The organism is Nocardia pseudobrasiliensis NBRC 108224 (assembly GCF_001613105.1).
In the GTDB taxonomy this organism is placed as follows: Bacteria; Actinomycetota; Actinomycetes; order Mycobacteriales; family Mycobacteriaceae; genus Nocardia; species Nocardia pseudobrasiliensis.
Genome location: NZ_BDBS01000033.1, coordinates 44626 through 62337, shown reverse-complemented (window position 1 = coordinate 62337; position 17712 = coordinate 44626). Strand labels below are relative to the sequence as shown.

17 protein-coding genes are annotated in these 17712 nt (G+C 68.5%); 7 read left to right on the top strand and 10 right to left on the bottom strand.

Annotated features, from left to right (window positions below; genetic code table 11):
* Positions 1-3: 3 nt before the first annotated feature.
* Positions 4-642 (bottom strand): HD domain-containing protein, encoded by a 639-nt coding sequence (locus NP4_RS25415; RefSeq protein WP_068002718.1) that lies wholly within the window; start codon positions 640-642, stop codon positions 4-6.
* A gap of 148 nt (positions 643-790) precedes the next feature.
* Between NP4_RS25415 and NP4_RS25410 the strand changes: the two genes are divergently transcribed.
* The 3 genes from NP4_RS25410 to NP4_RS25400 all read left to right on the top strand — a co-directional run bounded on the left by NP4_RS25410 (position 791) and on the right by NP4_RS25400 (position 2915).
* On the top strand, positions 791-1378 hold the full coding sequence (locus NP4_RS25410) for a TetR/AcrR family transcriptional regulator (protein WP_068002713.1): 588 nt from the start codon (positions 791-793) through the stop codon (positions 1376-1378).
* 92 nt (positions 1379-1470) lie between these two features.
* Positions 1471-2673 carry a cytochrome P450 gene (locus NP4_RS25405; RefSeq protein WP_068002710.1) on the top strand — a complete coding sequence of 401 codons (1203 nt, stop codon included), beginning with the start codon at positions 1471-1473 and terminating at the stop codon, positions 2671-2673.
* Between the two features lie 11 nt (positions 2674-2684).
* Positions 2685-2915 (top strand): ferredoxin, encoded by a 231-nt coding sequence (locus NP4_RS25400; RefSeq protein ID WP_068002708.1) that lies wholly within the window; start codon positions 2685-2687, stop codon positions 2913-2915.
* A 60-nt stretch (positions 2916-2975) separates the two neighbouring features.
* On the opposite strand, the gene NP4_RS25395 is transcribed toward NP4_RS25400, so the two are convergent.
* The 6 genes from NP4_RS25395 to NP4_RS25370 all read right to left on the bottom strand — a co-directional run bounded on the left by NP4_RS25395 (position 2976) and on the right by NP4_RS25370 (position 9738).
* Positions 2976-4163 carry a Cmx/CmrA family chloramphenicol efflux MFS transporter gene (locus tag NP4_RS25395; protein ID WP_068002705.1) on the bottom strand — a complete coding sequence of 396 codons (1188 nt, stop codon included), beginning with the start codon at positions 4161-4163 and terminating at the stop codon, positions 2976-2978.
* An 86-nt stretch (positions 4164-4249) separates the two neighbouring features.
* Positions 4250-4825, bottom strand: coding sequence for a TetR/AcrR family transcriptional regulator (locus tag NP4_RS25390; protein ID WP_068002702.1), 576 nt, complete (start codon positions 4823-4825; stop codon positions 4250-4252).
* Positions 4826-4867: 42 nt separating this feature from the next.
* Positions 4868-5860: an oxidoreductase gene (locus NP4_RS25385; RefSeq protein WP_245998415.1), complete on the bottom strand. Its 993-nt coding sequence runs from the start codon at positions 5858-5860 to the stop codon at positions 4868-4870.
* A 38-nt stretch (positions 5861-5898) separates the two neighbouring features.
* Positions 5899-7806, bottom strand: a complete 1908-nt coding sequence (locus NP4_RS25380; protein WP_068002696.1) for a hypothetical protein — start codon at positions 7804-7806, stop codon at positions 5899-5901.
* Between the two features lie 15 nt (positions 7807-7821).
* Complete coding sequence (locus tag NP4_RS25375) at positions 7822-8607, bottom strand: enoyl-CoA hydratase/isomerase family protein (protein WP_068002693.1); 786 nt, start codon at positions 8605-8607, stop codon at positions 7822-7824.
* 60 nt (positions 8608-8667) lie between these two features.
* The gene (locus NP4_RS25370; protein WP_068002690.1) at positions 8668-9738 is read right to left on the bottom strand and encodes a DNA polymerase IV; all 1071 of its coding nucleotides are present in this window, start codon (positions 9736-9738) and stop codon (positions 8668-8670) included.
* Between the two features lie 58 nt (positions 9739-9796).
* Between NP4_RS25370 and NP4_RS25365 the strand changes: the two genes are divergently transcribed.
* On the top strand, positions 9797-10378 hold the full coding sequence (locus NP4_RS25365; RefSeq protein ID WP_068002902.1) for a TetR/AcrR family transcriptional regulator: 582 nt from the start codon (positions 9797-9799) through the stop codon (positions 10376-10378).
* Entirely contained in the window at positions 10375-10815 is a 441-nt protein-coding gene (locus NP4_RS25360; protein ID WP_068002685.1) for a PaaI family thioesterase, read from the top strand. The genes NP4_RS25365 and NP4_RS25360 overlap by 4 nt, the downstream gene beginning before the upstream one ends.
* Here NP4_RS25360 and NP4_RS25355 read toward each other — a convergent pair.
* Both NP4_RS25355 and lon read right to left on the bottom strand, forming a co-directional pair.
* Positions 10764-12380, bottom strand: coding sequence for an FAD-dependent monooxygenase (locus NP4_RS25355; protein WP_068002683.1), 1617 nt, complete (start codon positions 12378-12380; stop codon positions 10764-10766). The genes NP4_RS25360 and NP4_RS25355 overlap by 52 nt on opposite strands.
* 116 nt (positions 12381-12496) lie before the next feature.
* Positions 12497-14836, bottom strand: a complete 2340-nt coding sequence (gene lon, locus NP4_RS25350) for an endopeptidase La (protein ID WP_068002681.1) — start codon at positions 14834-14836, stop codon at positions 12497-12499.
* A gap of 162 nt (positions 14837-14998) precedes the next feature.
* Here lon and NP4_RS25345 point away from each other — a divergent pair, with 162 nt between their 5' ends.
* A complete protein-coding gene (locus tag NP4_RS25345) occupies positions 14999-15532 on the top strand; it encodes a DUF3558 domain-containing protein (protein WP_169813807.1) in 534 nt (177 codons plus the stop codon).
* Between the two features lie 81 nt (positions 15533-15613).
* Entirely contained in the window at positions 15614-16618 is a 1005-nt protein-coding gene (locus tag NP4_RS25340; RefSeq protein ID WP_068002675.1) for a zinc-binding dehydrogenase, read from the top strand.
* A 4-nt stretch (positions 16619-16622) separates the two neighbouring features.
* Here NP4_RS25340 and NP4_RS25335 read toward each other — a convergent pair whose 3' ends face one another.
* Positions 16623-17687: a metallophosphoesterase gene (locus NP4_RS25335; protein WP_068002673.1), complete on the bottom strand. Its 1065-nt coding sequence runs from the start codon at positions 17685-17687 to the stop codon at positions 16623-16625.
* Positions 17688-17712 lie beyond the last annotated feature (25 nt).

Below are 17712 nucleotides of genomic sequence, written 5' to 3'. Positions count from 1 at the left end.
CGCTCACTCCGGCCAGGCGCTGTCGCGAATGAGCTCGACGAAGTCCCGCCGCCGGAACGACGGGTCGAAATGGGCCAGCACATCGTCGTTCATGGTGCCGAAGGTGGTGTCGGGACGATCGACCATGCCCCGATGGAACGCGCGCAGGATGCGGTTCTTGAAATCGGGACGCGGATGCGCGGCCACCACCTCGGCACGCTGGGCCGCGGTGATCTCGTCGAGGTCGAGTCCGAGGACATCGGTCTCGACCCCGAGGGTCACCACGGCCACCTCCGGCTCGAGGTGCAGCGGCACCTCCGGGGTGGTGTGCAGCGCGATGGCCAGCCAGACCGCGCGGGCCTGCCGTTCGGGGCGGCCGTGTTCGAGCAGGAACCGCCGCGCGGCCTCGGCGCCGTCGAGTTCGAAGCGGCGGTTCGCGGTGGCGTAGGCCGGGGTGAGGCCGAGATCGTGGAAAAGCCCACCGACATAGGCAAGTTCGAGATCGACCGGCAGTCCCCGCGCGGCCGCCTTCAGCGCACCCCACAGGAATACGCGCCGGGAGTGATGGAAGATCGTCTCATCGGCGACCGTTCGGACCAGCGCCGTCGCCTCCCGGGCGACCGGCGTATCGGGAATCGCGATTCCCGCGATGATCTCGGACATCGGAACCTCCGTATCGAAACAGCTGGCGTGGTCGTTCCACTCTCGCCGCCGCGAACGGCCCGCCCCACCCCACTCGGTGACGAGTACCCCACAGATCCGGCCGTTTGCCCCTACGCTGCTGGGGCAGGAATTCGGTAGCGGAGGACAGATGGCCGGGGCTCAGGGGCGTAAGCGGGATTCGGGGGCTACTCGGGCGGCGATTCTGGGCGCGGCACAGGAGTTGTTCGCGGAACGGGGATACGAACGGGCGACCGTACGCGATATCGCGGGACGGGCGGGGGTGAATCAGGCGCTGCTGTTCCGCTACTTCGGCAACAAGGACGAACTGTTCCGGGCCGCGATCGCCGACCGGGGACGGCAGGTGCTCGAGGAAGGTCAGGCGCGAGGGTTGCTGGGGCGCTTACTGTCTCGGGTACTCGAGCCGACCGATCCCACCATGCCCGGACATTGGTTACAGGCGGCGCTGCGGTCCAGCGGACACGACGAGGGCGCGGCCGCCATCCGCGAGGAGCTGGGCGACGAATACGTGCGCGCGCTGGCCGAACTCACCGACGGATCCGATCGGGAACTGCGCGCTGATCTGGTGCTGGCCTGGTTGCTGGGCATCGCGCTGATCCGTTCGGTCCATCAGCGCGAACCGCTGGCCAGCGCCGATCCGGCCGACGTTGCCCGGCATGTGCTGCGGGCCGCGCAGGTACTGCTGCCCGAGTTGGATACGAATTTCCCACCGGCATAACGCGTTTCATCCATTGACGGGCGGTGTGACCGCGCTTACATTGAGTTGTAAGCATTTGCTTACAAGATATCGGCGTCGGTGAGGAAACCCCCATGACCGTGAATACCGAAGCGCGCCAATACCCCTTCGGCGCACCCGTCCGCCTCGACATACATCCGCTGTACGCGAAACTGCGCCGCGAGGAACCGATCTCGCGGGTGAAACTGCCCTTCGGCGGCGAGGGCTGGCTGGTCACCCGCTACGAGGACGTCAAACAGGTGCTCGCGGATCCGCGGTTCAGCCGCGCGAGTACGGTCGACCGCGAGGACATCCCGCGCATGACACCGGCTCCGCCGCGGCCCAATTCGCTGCTGAGCATGGATCCGCCCGAACACAGCAGGCTGCGTCGACTGGTCGCGAAGGCGTTCACCGGACGTCGCGTCGAACAGCTGCGACCACATGTGCAGCAGATCGTGGACGGACTGCTCGACGATCTCGAGCACGCGCCCCGCCCCGCCGATCTGGTGCAGCGTCTGGCGCTGCCGCTGCCGGTCACGGTCATCTGCGAAATGCTCGGCGTGCCGACCGAGGACCAGCACCGCTTCCGCGACTTCTCCGACGCCGTGCTGTCCACCACCGCCTACACCCGCGAGCAGATCGACGCCGCCCGGGTGGAATTGGAGCGTTACCTGGCCGAACTGATCGCCGAGCGCCGTGAGCGGCCGACCGACGATCTGCTGGGCGCCCTGGTATCCGCCCGCGACAACGAGGATCGGCTCAGCGAGGACGAGCTGGTCAATATGGGTATCGGCATTCTGGTGGCGGGTCACGAGACCACGGCCAATCAGATCGCCAACTTCACCTATCTGCTGCTCACCATGCCCGAACAGTGGAAGTTCCTGTGCGACAACCTCGATGCGGTGCCCGGTGCGGTCGAGGAGCTGCTGCGGTTCGTGCAGTTGGGCTCCGGCGGCGGGTCGGCGCGGGTGGCCACCGAGGATATCGAGCTGTCCGGCACCACCGTGCGCACCGGGGAATCGGTCTTCATCAATATCCAGGCCGCCAATCGCGACGAGTCGGTCTTCACCGATCCCGAGATCCTGGATCTGACCCGGGAGCACAACCCGCACTTGGCCTTCGGCCACGGCGTGCACCACTGTCTGGGCGCTCAGCTGGCCCGCGTGGAACTGCAGGTGGCCCTGGCCTCGCTGCTGCGCCGGTTCCCGACGCTACGGCTGGGCGTGCCGAGCGAGGAGGTGCCGTGGAAGGTCGGGCTGCTGGTGCGCGGTCCGAAGCGACTGCCGGTGAGTTGGTGAGGTAAAGCCTTATGCCCGAACAGAAATGGCGGCTCACGGTCGATCGGGAAACCTGTATCGGATCCGGTATGTGCGTCGGCACCGCACCGGACCACTTCACCCTCGTCGACGGCCACTCCACCCCGGCCGCCGAACTCGTGGCCCCCGATGACACGGTGGTCGACGCCGCCGAATACTGCCCCGTGGAGGCGATTCTGATCCGCGCGGCCGATTCCGACGAGATCATCGCGCCGAAGATGTGAAGCCGACCGGCCCGCGGCCGCCGAGATGAGGGGGCGATCGCGGGCCGGGTAAAGCACGATTCAGTTGGTGACCTCGGCCAATCGTGATGCGAGAACAATGGTTTCACTACACTGGGTCAGCAGCCGCGACCAGCCGACCAGGCTCAGCGCCGCGAGGCCGAGGGCGGCGCTGATCCAGGCGATCGCCGGGTAGCCCAACCCCGCGCCGAGGGCGAGGCCGCCCAGCCATGGGCCCAGGGTGATGCCGATATTGAACGAGACGACATTGCCCGCGGGTCCGAGGGTCGTGGCGGCCGGGGCCAGGGTGTAGATGCGGCTGTTGGAGACCGGGTTGGTGCCGAAACCGAAGGCGCCCAGCAGGAATACCAGACCGGCCACCGGGACGATATGCGCCGCCGACAGGGCCAGCAGGGCCGAGGTGACGGTCAGGCCGGTGATGCCGACGACCAGGGTGCGCATCGGATACGCGTCGGCCGTGCGGCCGCCCAGTCCGATGCCGAGGAATGCGCCGATGCCGTAGACGGCGAGCAGGACCGGCACCCAGCCGGGGGCCACCCGGGTGGTCTCGATCAGCAGCGCGCCGAGGTAGCCGAAGGTAGCCATGAGACCGGCGATGGCCAGGGTGGTGATGCCGTACAGCAGCGCCACCTGACCGGAGGCCATGGCGCGCAATTCCTTTCGCAGCTCCGGCGTGGTGGCCGGGCGGCTGTCGGGCACCCGCAGCAGCACGCCGACCATGGCGATCGCGCACAGTATGGTCACCGCCCAGAACGCGGCCCGCCAGCCCAGATGCTGGCCGATGAAGGTGCCCGCGGGCAGGCCGACGATGGTGGCCACTGTCAGTCCGCCCGCGACGATGCTCATGGCCCGGCCGCGCTCGTTGTCCGCCACCATGGTGACCGCGGCCGCCGCGCCCACCGACCAGAATCCGGCGTAGACGAACGCCGCGATCACTCGGGTCGCGAACAGCACCCGATAGTCCGAGGTGAGGACCGCGGCCACATGGGCGAGGATGAACACGGCGAGGAAGGCGATCAGCGCGGTACGCCGGGACCAGCGCATGGTGGCGACCGCGAGAATCGGTGCGCCGAACAGCATTCCGAGGGCGAAGGCCGAGATCAACAGGCCCGCCTGGGGAATCGAGACCCCGAGATCGCTGGACATGTCCGGAAGCAGACCCGCGGCGATCAGTTCCGAGGCGCCCTGGGCGAATATGGACAGCCCCAGGATGTAGACGGCTGAAGGCATCGGGAACCCTTCTCGTTTTGGATCATTTGGTTCAAAATCAGCGTATGCGAAAGTCTTGGGAGCGAAGAGGTTTCAGCGCGGCCGGATCAGCCCAGGGAATCCAGCGCGACCTCGGCGATCGACTCGAGCACCGCCCGGTCGGCCCCGCCGCGGGCGACCACCCGCATACCGCTCACGGTGGCGGTCACGAATTGCGCGAGTTCGGCCGCGGGCCTGGACGTCGCGATCTCACCGGCGCGCTGCCCCGCCGCGATCGTCGCGGTGAGGGCGGCCAGGCGCAGATCCATATCGGCGCGCAGCATTCGCGCGACCTCGCCGTCGCGCGGACCGAGTTCGACCATCGAATTCACCACCAGACAGCCCAGCGGATCCTCGTCCGGCGATTCGATGACGTTCCACAGCACCCGGCGCACCCGATCCTTGGCCGAACCGGGTGCGTCGAGCATCGCGAAGGTCGCCTCGTTCTTGACGTCCATGTACCGGCGCAGCGCGCGCTGGAACAGATCGTGCTTACTGCTGAAGGTGTTGTAGATGCTGCTGCGTCCCAGGCCGGTCGCGGCGCAGAGGTCCTGCGTCGAGGTGCCCTCGTAACCGGCCGACCAGAACGCCCGCATCGCGGCGTCGACCGCGCGCTGTTCGTCGAACTGCTTGGGGCGTGCCATATCACGACCCTAGCATGTTTTGAATCGATCAGTCCAAAACCGTCAGAACTCGCCCGCCACGCCCAGGACCGTGCGGCCGGAGTGGCGTCCGTCGCGAATGGCGTGCAGGACCTCTTCCACGCGGGTGATAGGCGCGTAGTTCTCGAGCGTCGACAGGTGCTGGGGTTTGAGGTCCTTGCCCAGCCGGGCCCACAGGTCGCGTCGCCGATCGATGGGGAACTGGGCCGAGTCGATGCCGAGCAGGGCGACCCCGCGCAGGATGAACGGCATGACGGTGGTGGGCAGCTCCGCGCCGCCGGTGAGACCGCTGATCGCGGCCGCGCCGCCGTATTTGATCGTGCTGAGGATGTGGGCCAGCGATTTACCGCCGACGCTGTCGACCACGCCCGCCCACTGGGCCTTGCCGAGCGCGCGCGGCTTGGCGTCGGGATCCTCGGGCAGCCGCCCGATCACCGATTTCGCGCCGAGGGCCGACAGCAGTTCGCCCGCGTCGGTCTTACCGGTCGAGGCGACCACCTCGAAGCCGAGGCCCGCCAGAATATCCACGGCCACACTGCCGACCCCGCCGGTCGCGCCGGTCACCAGGACCGGGCCGGAATCGGGGGTCACACCGTGGTCGAGCAGGGCCTGCACGCTCATGGCCGCGGTGTATCCGGCCGTGCCGAGCGCGGCGGCCTCACGCATGGTCAACCCGTCCAGCGGCACCACCCATTCGGCGGGCACCCGGGCGTATTCGGCGAAACCGCCGTTGTGCGCGACGCCGATGTCGTAGCCGTGCGCGATCACCTGATCGCCGGGCGCGAATCGCGGATCCGACGATTCGCTGACCTCGCCGACGATATCGATGCCCGGAATGATCGGATACTGCCGCACCACGCCGCCGCCACGGGTGATCGCCAACCCGTCCTTGAAGTTGGCACTGGAAAAGTGCACCTTGATCGTCACCGTGCCCGCACCGAGGAAATCGAAGTCGACCTCCTCGCGCGCCAACGTCACGCCATTGTCCGTCTCGTGCGCCACCATCGCCCAGAACATGAGTCCGAGCATAGGTCGGCCGGGGGCGGGTGTCCCGGTCAGCGATCGTAGTGGGCGATTCCGACCGGGCCGACGCCCAGGCAGAGGTCCAATCCCGGGGTGTGCGAACCGATTCGCAGGGCCGCGCCGTTACCCACGACCCGGACGTAGACGGTGTGCAGCCCCGCGCGGACCGGGACCACGACCGTGCGCCCGTGCTCGAGCGCGACCGTGATCCGGCCGTCGCGATCGGCGAGGTAGTTGAGCTGAGTGGTCCAGCCGTTGTCGAGCAGGGGCCCGTCGAGCGGAATATCCACGGGCTGCTCGGTGGCGATGTGATGACCGCACTCCGGTGCGGGCCCGGGCACGATGGCCCGATTCCACCACACCTCGGCATCGACCAACGTCCCGGAATCGGTGAACATACGCAGCCTGGGCGTCGAATCGGCGAAGGCTCCCCGCGGCGCGACGGCGGCCAGCACATGGCTCGCGAGATTGCGCGGATAGGTCAGCGGACTCAGGACGTCCCAGGGCACCTCCTGGTCGAGTACGGGATCGCCGGACCGGATGGCCGCGGTGGCATTGGTCAGATAGGTCCGAGTGGGGCTGACCGACCAGGAGCGAGTGAACGCGACCGTCGACCACACACTGCTCGCGACGAACGCCGCCGCCAGGACGAGCGCCAGCGACCCGCGGATCCGGCCCACCTCGCGAGCATGCGGTGCCACCCGCCCGGCCTCGATCCGCGCACGCTCGGACAGCGCGAACGAGGTCGATGCGCGGTCGGGGACACCCCCGTCGGGAATGCCGCTGCGCCGCAGGGGTACTCGCTCGCGTGCACGCGATACCGCGGTCGGTGCGTGGCCGTCCGGGAGATCCCGTGCGCGCAGTAGTAACGCACCCGCGGCGGACAGGACGACCGCCACGTCGGCGAGGTAGCGCAGGGACTGCATCAGTTCGGCCGCGGTGTTCGGGCCGCTGCGGATCAGTAGCACGGGGATCTGTGCGAGCAGGACGTATGTCACCGCGGCCAGCCATACCGGCAGTACTCGACGGCGGGACCGGATCGTCAGGGCCGCAACCGTTCCCAGCGCGAGCCAGGACAGCACGACCGCCCAGGTCGGCGGCGTCGCCCAGGGGGTGGAGGGTAGCCAGCGGGCCCAGCTCCAGGGTCCGCCGAGCAGGGTGGGAACGATGCCGAGGGAGGTGGCGCTGTGCAGCAGGCCGCGTATACCGGCGGCGTCGCTGCGATCGGGGGAGACCTCGGCGATGGCGAAATACAGTGCGAGCCAGGCCGATAGGACCAGGGCCGAACCTGTCCACAGCAGCAGGCCGCGGCGGGCCACCGTGCGGATCACCCGCTCGCCGCCGTCGAGGTACCGCACGAGCGCCGCCGCGCCGAACGCGACGAACGGCACGACGGCGGCCTTCTCGAAGAACAGCAGTGCCAGGGCCAGCACCACGAGCGCGGAGATCGCATACCGCCGCCGACCGGTGCGGATCAGCAGAACCGCGTCCGCGATCACCCAGGCCAGCGCGAACTGCAGCGGCAGCGCGTTCAATGCCGCGGCCCACCACGCGAAGGCGGGAATCGTCAACGGGCAGAACAGGTAGAAGATCAGCGGACCGAGCGCCGCCCAGCGAAAACCGGTGAGCACCAATGCCATTCGCGCCACGGCCACCGAGGCCGCCGCCTGCAGCGCCAGCATCGAGATCACCGGTCCGGCCCAGGCCAGCGGGGCCGCGGCCGTCACAACCCAGGCCGTCGCGAAGGCCAGCGGCATGACGTGCCCGTCGTGGTTGTAGAGCAGTAGATCCGACGACAGCAGCGGATGGCTACCGGCGCGCCCGACCAATATCAGGTCGTCCCAATAGAAGTAGCCGCGCGCGGCCACCCAGCCGCGCAGCAGCAGCGCCACCGCGATCAGGCAGGTCGCGACGGTCGCGACCGGACGCGCGCGCACCATCCGACGAGCGGGCGATCAGTGGAAGCTGGGCGCGCGCTTGGCCAGGAAGGCGGAAATGCCCTCGCGGCCGTCCTCGGAATCGGCGAGACCGGTGATGAACGCGGCCTCGCGGGCGAGCTGTTCCTCGAGGGTGTGATCCGACGACACCAGCAGCAGCTTCTTGACATTCGCATTGGCGTGCCGGGGCCCGGCGGCGAAGCGGGCGGCCAGGCCGTCGATCGTGGCGGCCAGTTCGGCATCAGGGACCACGCGGTGCAGCAGCCCCCATTCCAGGGCGTCGGCGGCCGAGAGCGTGCGATTGGTCAGCATGAGTTCCTGCGCGCGGCGCAGGCCGATCAGGCGCGGCAGATAGTAGGACGCGCCGCCGTCGGGGCTGAGCCCGGCGCGGGTGTAGGCCATGGTGAACGAGGCGGATTCGGCCGCGACCACCAGATCGGCCGCGATCGCGAGGCTGAAGCCCGCGCCCGCGGCGATCCCGTTCACCGCGACCAGCAGCAGCGCGTCCATCCGCGCGAACGACGACAGCGCGCTGTGCAGATCGTCGGCCAGATGTTTGACGTACTCCCCGGCCCCGTTCGGCGCGGCGGCCATCCCCTTGAGATCGCCGCCCGCGGAGAAGAACTTTCCGGCGCCGGTGAGGGTGACCACCTTGAGCGACGGATCGTCGGCGCACAGTCCGGCGATCTCGGCCAGCTCCCGGCCCATGGTCGCGTCGAGCCCATTGGCGGCCGTCGGACGGTCGAGGGTGAGCCGGGCCACCGCGCCCGTCCGCTCGAACCGGATCGTCTCGTAGTCGGTCATGCCGTTCCTTGCCTTCCCGTCGAGTCTGCCCCCAGCATGTCAAATACCCGATTCGGGCGATCATCGCGGGACCAGTTCCAGGCGTACGCCGAGCAGCCGGACCGGACGATCGAGCTCGAAGCGGTCCAGGATCTGCAGGGCGGTGCGCACGATCTCCTCGACATCGGTGGTCGGCGCGGGAAGTTTGCGCTGTTTGGTGCGGGTGTAAAAAGTCTTGGTGCGCACGGTGACCCCGACGCGCAGGGTGGTCCGGCCCGCCGCGATCATCTCCTCGGCCACCTCGGCCGCCAGCCGGGCGACCTGGCGTTCGATCTCGGCGCGATCGGTGAGGTCCTCTGGGAAGGTCTCGGATTTGCTGCGCCCCACCGGAATCCGGGGTTCGGTGACCACATCGGTATCGGCGATACCGTGTCCGAGGATCCACAGATACGGTCCGGTATTGGGCCCGAATTCCGCGGCCAGCGCCGCGCGGTCGGCCGCGGCGAGCTGGGCCACCGTCTCGATGCCCAGATCGGCCAGCCGTTTGGCGATACGCGCGCCGACGCCCCACAGCGCACTGGTCGGCCGGTGGTCCATCAGTTCGGACCAGTTGTCGGCGGTGAGGCGGAACAGGCCGCTGCCGTCGCCCGCGGGCGCGCCGCCCTCGCCCTTGCCCTTGCCGACGGATTTGGCGAAGCCGGTGGCCAGTTTGGCGCGAAGTTTGTTGTCACCGATGCCGATCGAGCAGGTGAGCTCCAATTCGGCGATGGCCGCGCGGATCTCGCGGGCCAGACCTTCCGGATCGTCGGTGTCGGCGGCGAGGAAGGCCTCGTCCCAGCCGAGCACCTCCACCCGCACCGGGAATCCGCGCAGCAGCTCCATGACCTCTTCGGACGCCTCCTCGTAGGTCGCCATGTCCAGGGGCAGGAAGACCGCCTCCGGACATTTGCGGGCCGCGGTGCGCAGCGGCATCCCGGCCCGCACGCCGAAACCGCGGGCCGGATAGGACGCGCAGGTCACCACCTTGCGCGGCTCGTCCGGATCGCCGTTGCCGCCGACGATGACCGGACGGCCCCGCAGTTCCGGGTGTCGGCGGAATTCCACCGCCGCCTGGAACTGGTCGAGATCCACGTGCAACAGCCACCGGGGCACCCTCTCGTCTTACCGCACGCCGGTGACATTCGAGTGGAACCAGAATAATATTCTGGTTGTGAAGATTCGGGATCGGTTGCTACTCGCCGCCGAACGGCAGTTCGCCGAGTTCGGGGCGGTGGAGACCACGCTCGGGCAGATCCGCGACGCGGCCGGGGCCAGCGTGGGCGCGCTCTACCACCACTTCCCGGACAAGGCCGAGCTGTACCGGCAGGTGTGGGCGAACGCGCTGGCGGATTATCAGCGGGGGTTGTGGCAGGTCGTGGGCGAGGCCGCCGACGCGCGCTCTGGCGTCACCGGCGGCGTGCTCGAACATCTGCGCTGGGTCGCCGAGAACCAGTACCGGGCCAAGGTGCTCACTTCGGCGCGACCGCCGGGTATTCGGGAAAGCGAGGCCAATCGCGAAGCGCTGCGCAATATCTGGCGCTGGTGGCGCACCCACGCCAGCTACGGCGTCGTGCGCGATCTCGAATTCGACCTGGTGTACGCGCTGTGGTTCGGACCCGCGCAGGAGTACACGCGGCAGTGGCTGAGCGGTGAGATGGTCACCGCTCCAACGGATATCGCGCACGTCCTGGCCGATGCGGCCTGGCGCGCTCTGCGTGCACCCCGTACCGACGACCCGGAGGCAGACCTGTGACCGCCACCATCGATCTGAACCTCGCCCGCGAAATCCTCGCGGCCCAGCCCTTCAGCGTCCTGATCGGCGCCCAGATCGCCGCCTACGGCGACGGCGCGGCCACCCTGGTGATCCCGATCCGGCCCGAACTGGGCCAGCAGTTCGGCTATGTGCACGGCGGCGTGCTGGCCTACGCCGCCGACAACGCGCTCACCTACGCGGCCGGATCGATCCTCGGACCGAATGTGCTCACCGGCGGATTCTCCATCACCTATCTGCGCCCGGCCGCCGGTGCGCGGCTGCGCGCCGAGGCCCATGTCACCGGTGCGACGCGCCGACAAGCGGTGTGCCAGTGCGAGATCTATGCCGAGGACGAGGACGGGTCGGCGGTACTGGTCGCCGTCGCTCAGGGCACCACGCGGGCGGTCGAGCGCGAATTGCCCTCGAACGCGGGCTGATTCGCCGCGCCGAGCAGCTCACGCAGCACGTCGGTGAGTATGGCCGGGGACAGACCCGCATCCGATCGAGCGGCCACATGCGCATCCGGGCGGACCAGCAGCGCACCGCGTTGCGGCAGTCCGGTGCATTCGGCCCACTCGACGCCGGGCAGGGCGTGCAGCGCGAGATCGATACCGGTCGCCCGCTGCGCCCGCGCCGCCGCGTCGCGCCACTGCCCGGCGGATCCGGCGACGAGCAGCGCGAAGCCCGGGCCGCACAGATCCAATGTCGAGGTCGTCTCGTCGGCGTCGATCCACAGGTGCGGCAATCGAGTTCCGATCTGACCGGTCAGCTCTGTGACATGATCCGGCACGCCGGTGGCGTCGTAGCGGTAGCGACCCATGACCGCGCCGGTGGACAGCTGCCGGGCTACCTCCTCGGCATTGTTGCCGGTGAGCACGCCGTAACGAGTGCGTAAGTCCTTGTCGCCCAGGCGGGACTGTTCGACGGCGACCTCGGCGCGCGGGCGTCGCTCGGTGCGATAGGAGTCCAGCAGTGCCGGATCGGCCGTACCCGCGAGGACCGCGGCCAGCTTCCACACCAGGTTGTGCGCGTCGGAGACCCCGGTATTGCCGCCGTAGCCGCCCCAAGGCGCGTGCCGGTGCGCGGCGTCACCGGCCAGGAACACCCGGCCGCGGTGATAGTCGTCGGCCACGAATGTGCCGGTGTCCCAGGCACTTCGGGCCAGTATCCGCACCTCGACCTCCGGCAGGCCGACCATGGCGCGCACCAGTTCCACGCAGCGCTCGTCCGGATAGTCGCCGGGCGATTCGGCGGCCGGGTCGTATTCGATGTGGAACGACCATTCGTCGGTGTTGTTCTTGGTCAGCACCAGCCCGCGCACCCGATCGTTGTCGACCGCGCACTGGCTGAAACCGCGGCCGTCGAGCAGTTCGGTCAGATCGACCCGCGCGAAGACGTTGACATAGTGGTGGTTGGGCGGCAGCTCCCTGCCACCGATGCCGAGCGCGCGGCGAATCGGGCTGTTCGCGCCGTCGGCGGCGATCACATAGTCCGCACGCAGTCGCGACAGCGCCTCACCCTCGCGCAGGGTTGCGGTCACGCCGTCGGAATCGACTGCCAGATCGACACATTCGACGCCGAGCCGCAGCTGCCCGCCGTGCTCGCGAATCCGTTCGGTCAACAGCGGTTCGAGGACGACCTGGGGCAGGAAGGCGAATCGTGAGGGTGAGGCGTCGGGGGTGAGATGTCCGGCCACGAAGCCCGAACCGGTCAGATCGAGTGGTTCGGCCGTACGCACCGAAGCGCCCTGCCAGGCGCCGCCGAAGGCGCCCGCCTTCAGCACGGTCGCGGCGGCCCGCTGGATCTCCGATTCCAGACCGAGCTGCCGGTAGATCTCCATGGTGCGGGTGTGGATTCCGCGGGAACGCGGCAGCGGCGAGGGGCTCACGCGCCGCTCGACGAGAACATAAGGTACGCCGTGATATTCGAGCAGCAGCGCGGCGGACAGCCCGACCATACCGCCGCCGACCACCAGGACCGGAATGCGTTCGACAGATGTCATGGACTCAGATTCCCGGCTGCCGCTTGCGCGCCGCTTTCATCGAGCATGCGCGCAATGTCGCATGCGAAACGGCCGCACCCCGCCGGAAAGGCCGGGGTGCGGCCGCATTCGGTCGCTCAGGACGCCAATACCGCGCTACCGTAGGCGGGTTCGGCGACCGGCTCGATGGCGTAGGCCAGGATCTCGGCCACATCGCCGACCGGACGCACATCCAGCGCGGCGAGCACATCGGCCGGGACGTCGTCCAGATCCGGCTCGTTGCGGGCCGGGATGAACACCGTCTTCAGGCCCGCTCGCTGGGCGGCCAGTAGCTTCTGCTTGACGCCGCCGATGGGCAGCACCCGGCCGTTCAGCGTGACCTCACCGGTCATGCCGACATCCGAGCGCACCTGCCGATCCAGCGCCAGCGACACCAGGGCGGTGACCATGGTGACGCCCGCCGACGGACCGTCCTTGGGGACGGCTCCCGCGGGGAAGTGGATGTGGATATTGCGATCCAGCACCTTCGGCTCGATGCCGATCTCCTCCAGATGCGAGCGCACGTAGGTGAGCGCGATCTGGGCGGACTCCTTCATCACATCGCCCAGCTGACCGGTCAGGGTCAGTGAGCGTTCGCCCTCGGCGGCATTGGCCTCGATGTAGAGGACGTCGCCGCCCGCACCGGTCACCGCGAGTCCGGTCGCCACACCGGGAACCGCGGTGCGCTCCACCGAATCCGGGGTGAACCGGGGCCTGCCCAGGTAGTCCTTCAAATTCGACAGCTCGACCGTGATCTCGGTATCCGCGCCGTCCTCCGACAGCCGGGTCGCGGCCTTGCGCAGCGCCTTCGCGATGAGCCGTTCCATCTGACGCACGCCCGCCTCGCGGGTGTAGTTCGCCGCGACCTCGCGCAGCGCCTCCTCGGTGATGCGCACCTCGTCGGCGGTCAGCGCGTTGCGTTCGAGCTGGCGCGGGACCAGGAAGTCGCGGGCGATGGCCACCTTGTCGTCCTCGGTGTAACCGTCGACCGTGATCAACTCCATGCGGTCCAGCAGCGGGCCGGGAATCGTCTCCATGACGTTCGCGGTCGCGATGAACAGCACATCGGACAGATCCAGATCCAGATCCAGATAGTGGTCGCGGAAGGTGTGGTTCTGCGCCGGATCCAGGACCTCGAGCAGTGCGGCCGCGGGGTCGCCGCGGAAGTCCGAGCCGACCTTGTCGATCTCGTCCAGCAGCACGACGGGATTCATCGAACCCGCCTCCTTGACCGCGCGCACGATGCGACCGGGCAGCGCGCCGACATAGGTGCGCCGGTGGCCGCGGATCTCCGCCTCGTCGCGCACGCCGCCCAGGGCGACGCGAACGAACTTGCGGCCCAACGCCCGCGCCACGCTCTCACCGAGCGAGGTCTTGCCGACACCGGGCGGACCGACCAGCACCAGTACCGCGCCGGAACCGCGGCCGCCGACCACCTCGAGTCCACGCGACGCGCGCCGGGCGCGCACCGCCAGATACTCGACCATGCGGTCCTTGACCTCGTCCAGGCCGTGGTGGTCGGCGTCGAGTACCGCGCGGGCGGCCGAAACATCGGTGGAGTCGGTGGTTTTCACCGTCCACGGCAGATCCAGCACGGTATCGAGCCAGGTGCGGATCCAGCCCGCCTCCGGGCTCTGATCACTGCCGCGCTCGAGCCGGTCGACCTCGCGCAGCGCGGCCTCGCGGACATTGTCGGGCAGGTCGGCGTTCTCGACGCGGGTGCGGTAGTCCTCCGCGCCGTCGGGCTCGTTCTCGCCCAGTTCCTTGCGAATCGCGTTGAGCTGCTGGCGCAGCAGGAATTCGCGCTGGGACTTCTCCATCCCCTCGCGGACGTCCTCGCTGATCTTCTCGGTGACCTCCATCTCGGCGATGTGGTCGCGCACCCAGGCGATCAGTTTGGTCAAACGCGCTGCGACATCCGGGGTTTCGAGGAGTTCACGCTTCTGCTCGTCGGTCAGATAGGGCGCGTAGCCCGCCACATCCGCCAGCGCCGACGGATCCTTCATCTGCTCGACCATATCGATGACCTGCCACGCCTCGCGACGCTGCAGCACCGAGACGACCAACTTCTTGTATTCGGCCGCAAGCTCTTTGGTGCGCCCGTCCGGTTCGGGGGTCTCGACCGGCTCGGCCTCGACCCACAGCGCCGCGCCCGGACCGGTCACGCCGTGGCCGATCTTCGCACGCCGCTCGGCGCGCAGCACGGCCGCCTTCGCGCCGCCGCGCATCCGCCCGACCTGTTCGATCGTCGCGACCACGCCGTAGGCGGCGTAGCCCTCGGTCAGCCGGGGCGCGAGCAGTACGGTCTCCAGATTCGCCGCCCGCGCCGCATCGATCGCGGCCTGGGCCGCCTCGTCGAGTTCGATCGGCACAACCATGCCCGGCAACACGATCGGCTCGGTCAGGAAAAGCACCGGTAGACGTTGTGGAGTACTCATAGTGTCCAGCCCCTTCCAAGGTTGAGCGTTACCTACTCAACCCCAACCCCCACCCGAATGTTCCGAACGGATGTTCACCGGCAGCGAACGCCACCCCACCCGGGCGCTGTTAAGATCGCCGCGCGACCAACGCCCTGGTCACGAGGGGGAACGGGGGGACGAATGAGACGATTGCTGTGCTGCCTCGCGCTGGTGGTGGCCGGGGTGAGCGGATGCGGGGAGCCAGACCCCGACCCACGACACGAAACCACCGGCCCGACATCGTCCGCGCCGAGCGTGGCCCCGATTCGGCTGGATCCTTGCGATGCCGTCTCGCGGGACGGCCTGGCGGAGATGGGACTCGAGTTACAGAAGCCGAACACCTATGTGTCGCTGTTCGGCGGCATCGGGTTGCGTTTCCGGGGATGCCTGATCGGAGTCGCCGCTGACCCCCTCTCGGAGTTCTATCTGCAGGCGACGAATATGACCATGTCGTATCTGGAACAGGATCGGGCGCAGAACTATTCGTTCGAGCATCCGACGATCGGCGGCCGCCCGGCGGCCTTGGCGAAAAACAAGGAGTACTCCGGGACCTGCCTGCTGCTCGTCGAGATGAACGACTACGGCCTGCTCATCGACGGCAGGGCGCGGGGCGACTCGTGCGAATGGGCGGTCGACGCCGCGAACCGAATCGTGCCTGCGCTACAAGGGAAATGACCCGTCGCGCGAACCGAACCGTGGCCGAGGCGGTGACATACTCGGGAACGTCGCACGGAAATCGACTCGCGAAGGAGCATCATGCTGGCCGCACGTCTTCACCTGGGTAAGGAGCGTCGTCTCGAGGTCGAGGAGGTGCCGACTCCCGAGCCGGGGTCCGGGCAGGTGCTGATCAAGGTGGAGGCGGCGGGGGTGTGTCTGTCGGATGTGCATCTGATCGATGGGACTTTGACTCCGCTGTATCTGCGGGGGGATGTGGTCACGCTCGGGCATGAGGTGGCGGGGACCGTGCACGCGTTGGGGCCCGGGGTGACGCAGGCGAAGGTGGGGGATCGGGTCGTGTTGCAGGCGGGGGAGCAGCGCGATGGGGCCGTGTTCACACGGGGGGTGGATTACGACGGGGGATGGGCGGAGTATTCGCTGGCTCGGGTGGACACGTTGGTGCCGCTGCCGGATGATCTGCCGTTCGAGCAGGCCTGTTTCATTCCCGACGCGGTGTCCACGCCGTGGGCCGCGATCACGGTGACCGCCAAGGTGCGACCGGCCGAGGCCGTGGGCGTATGGGGCGTCGGCGGACTGGGAGCGCACGGGGTGCAACTGCTGCGGTTGGTCGGCGCGGCGCCGATCATCGCGATCGATCCGCTGCCCGCGGCGCGGCAGCGCGCACTGGATTTCGGGGCCGACTACGCCTTCGATCCGAGCGAAACCGATTTGCGCAAGCGCGTTTTCGAGGCGACGGGCGGGACGGGCCTGGCCGCGGCCTTCGATTTCGCGGGTGTGGCGGCCGTGCGCGAGCAGGCCGCGGTATGCCTGGGCCCGGGCGGACGGTTGGTTCTGGTGGGGCTGACCGACAAGCCGATCACCCTGACCCACGGCACCATGTTCAGCTTCTTCCAGCAGCAGCTGCGCGGGCACTACGGTTCGCAGCCCGAGCATGTGAATCAGCTGGTGCAGTTGCAGCGGCTGCACCGGGTCGACTTCGCCCGCTCGGTCAGCGCGGTGCTGCCGCTGACCGACGCGCCCAAGGCCGTGCACGCACTGGAGGCCAAGGAGGGCAATCCGATTCGGCTGGTGCTGAAGCCGTAGGCGGTTACAGGCGGCGATCGAACGCGACGGTCGCCGCCCCCGAACCCGGATCGACAGTGACCGCCCGCAGCCGCACGGCGTCGCGGCTCAGATCCAGCACCATGAACCCCAGATCGGTGAACGTCTGGAACAGGTTGGGGTGCTGCGGTTTCGGATTGCCGAGCGGTTCGTCGTGCACGGATTTGGCGGCCGCGCCGCTGATGATCTGCCGGGTGCTCCTGGTCTGGCCGCTCGGCTCGAGCACCTGCAGCGAATGGTCGTGCCCGGACAGCAGGAACTGGCAGCGGCCCAGTACGTGCCGATCGAGGAAGGCCTTCACATGCCGCCCGTCGAGCGGTTCCACCGTCACACCCTCGTAGTTCCCGGCATCGCCGTGCGGTCCGTTGTTGAGATACGGATGGTGGGTGCAGACGATCTTCCACGTCGCCTGCGATTCGGCGAGCGCGCGATCCAGCCACGCCGCCTGCTCGGTCATGAACGGGCCCTGCGGCGCCCAGTACGGATCGAGCACCTGCGGAATATAGGAGGCGGCAGGATTCAGGTCGAGGACGAAGAATTCCACCACCGGTCGCTGCTGCGGAATCCGCACCGAGTAATAGCGAGCGGGCATATACCAGCGCGCCGACCGCCGGTGATAGGCCACCTCGTGATCGCCGCGCCGCAGCCAGCCCGCGTCGCCGGGCAGCACCGAACTGTTGTCGTGATTGCCCAGCACCATCAGCCACGGGAAATCCAGGTCGTGGTTGGGCTTTTCGAATTTGTCGGCGAACTGGGCGTCGTCGTCGGTCCACGGCCCGTTCTCGTAGATGTTGTCGCCGAGGCCGAGCGCGAGCGAAAACGGTTCGCGCCGATGCATATCCCGGATCGCGTCGGCCACCAGCCATTGTGGTCGCGCGCCCGTACCGGCGTCTCCGGTCAGCAATATCCGCGGGTTCTCGCCGGTGGGCAGCGGTAGTTTGGCCGGTCCGGCGGGCTCGGCCGTCGCGATGCCACCGACCGCCGCGACGCCCGCGACCGCCGCCGCACCCGCGAGGAACCCCCGTCGACCCACATTCCAGCTGTCGTCCATATCCGTGCTCCCTACTCGCGCCGAA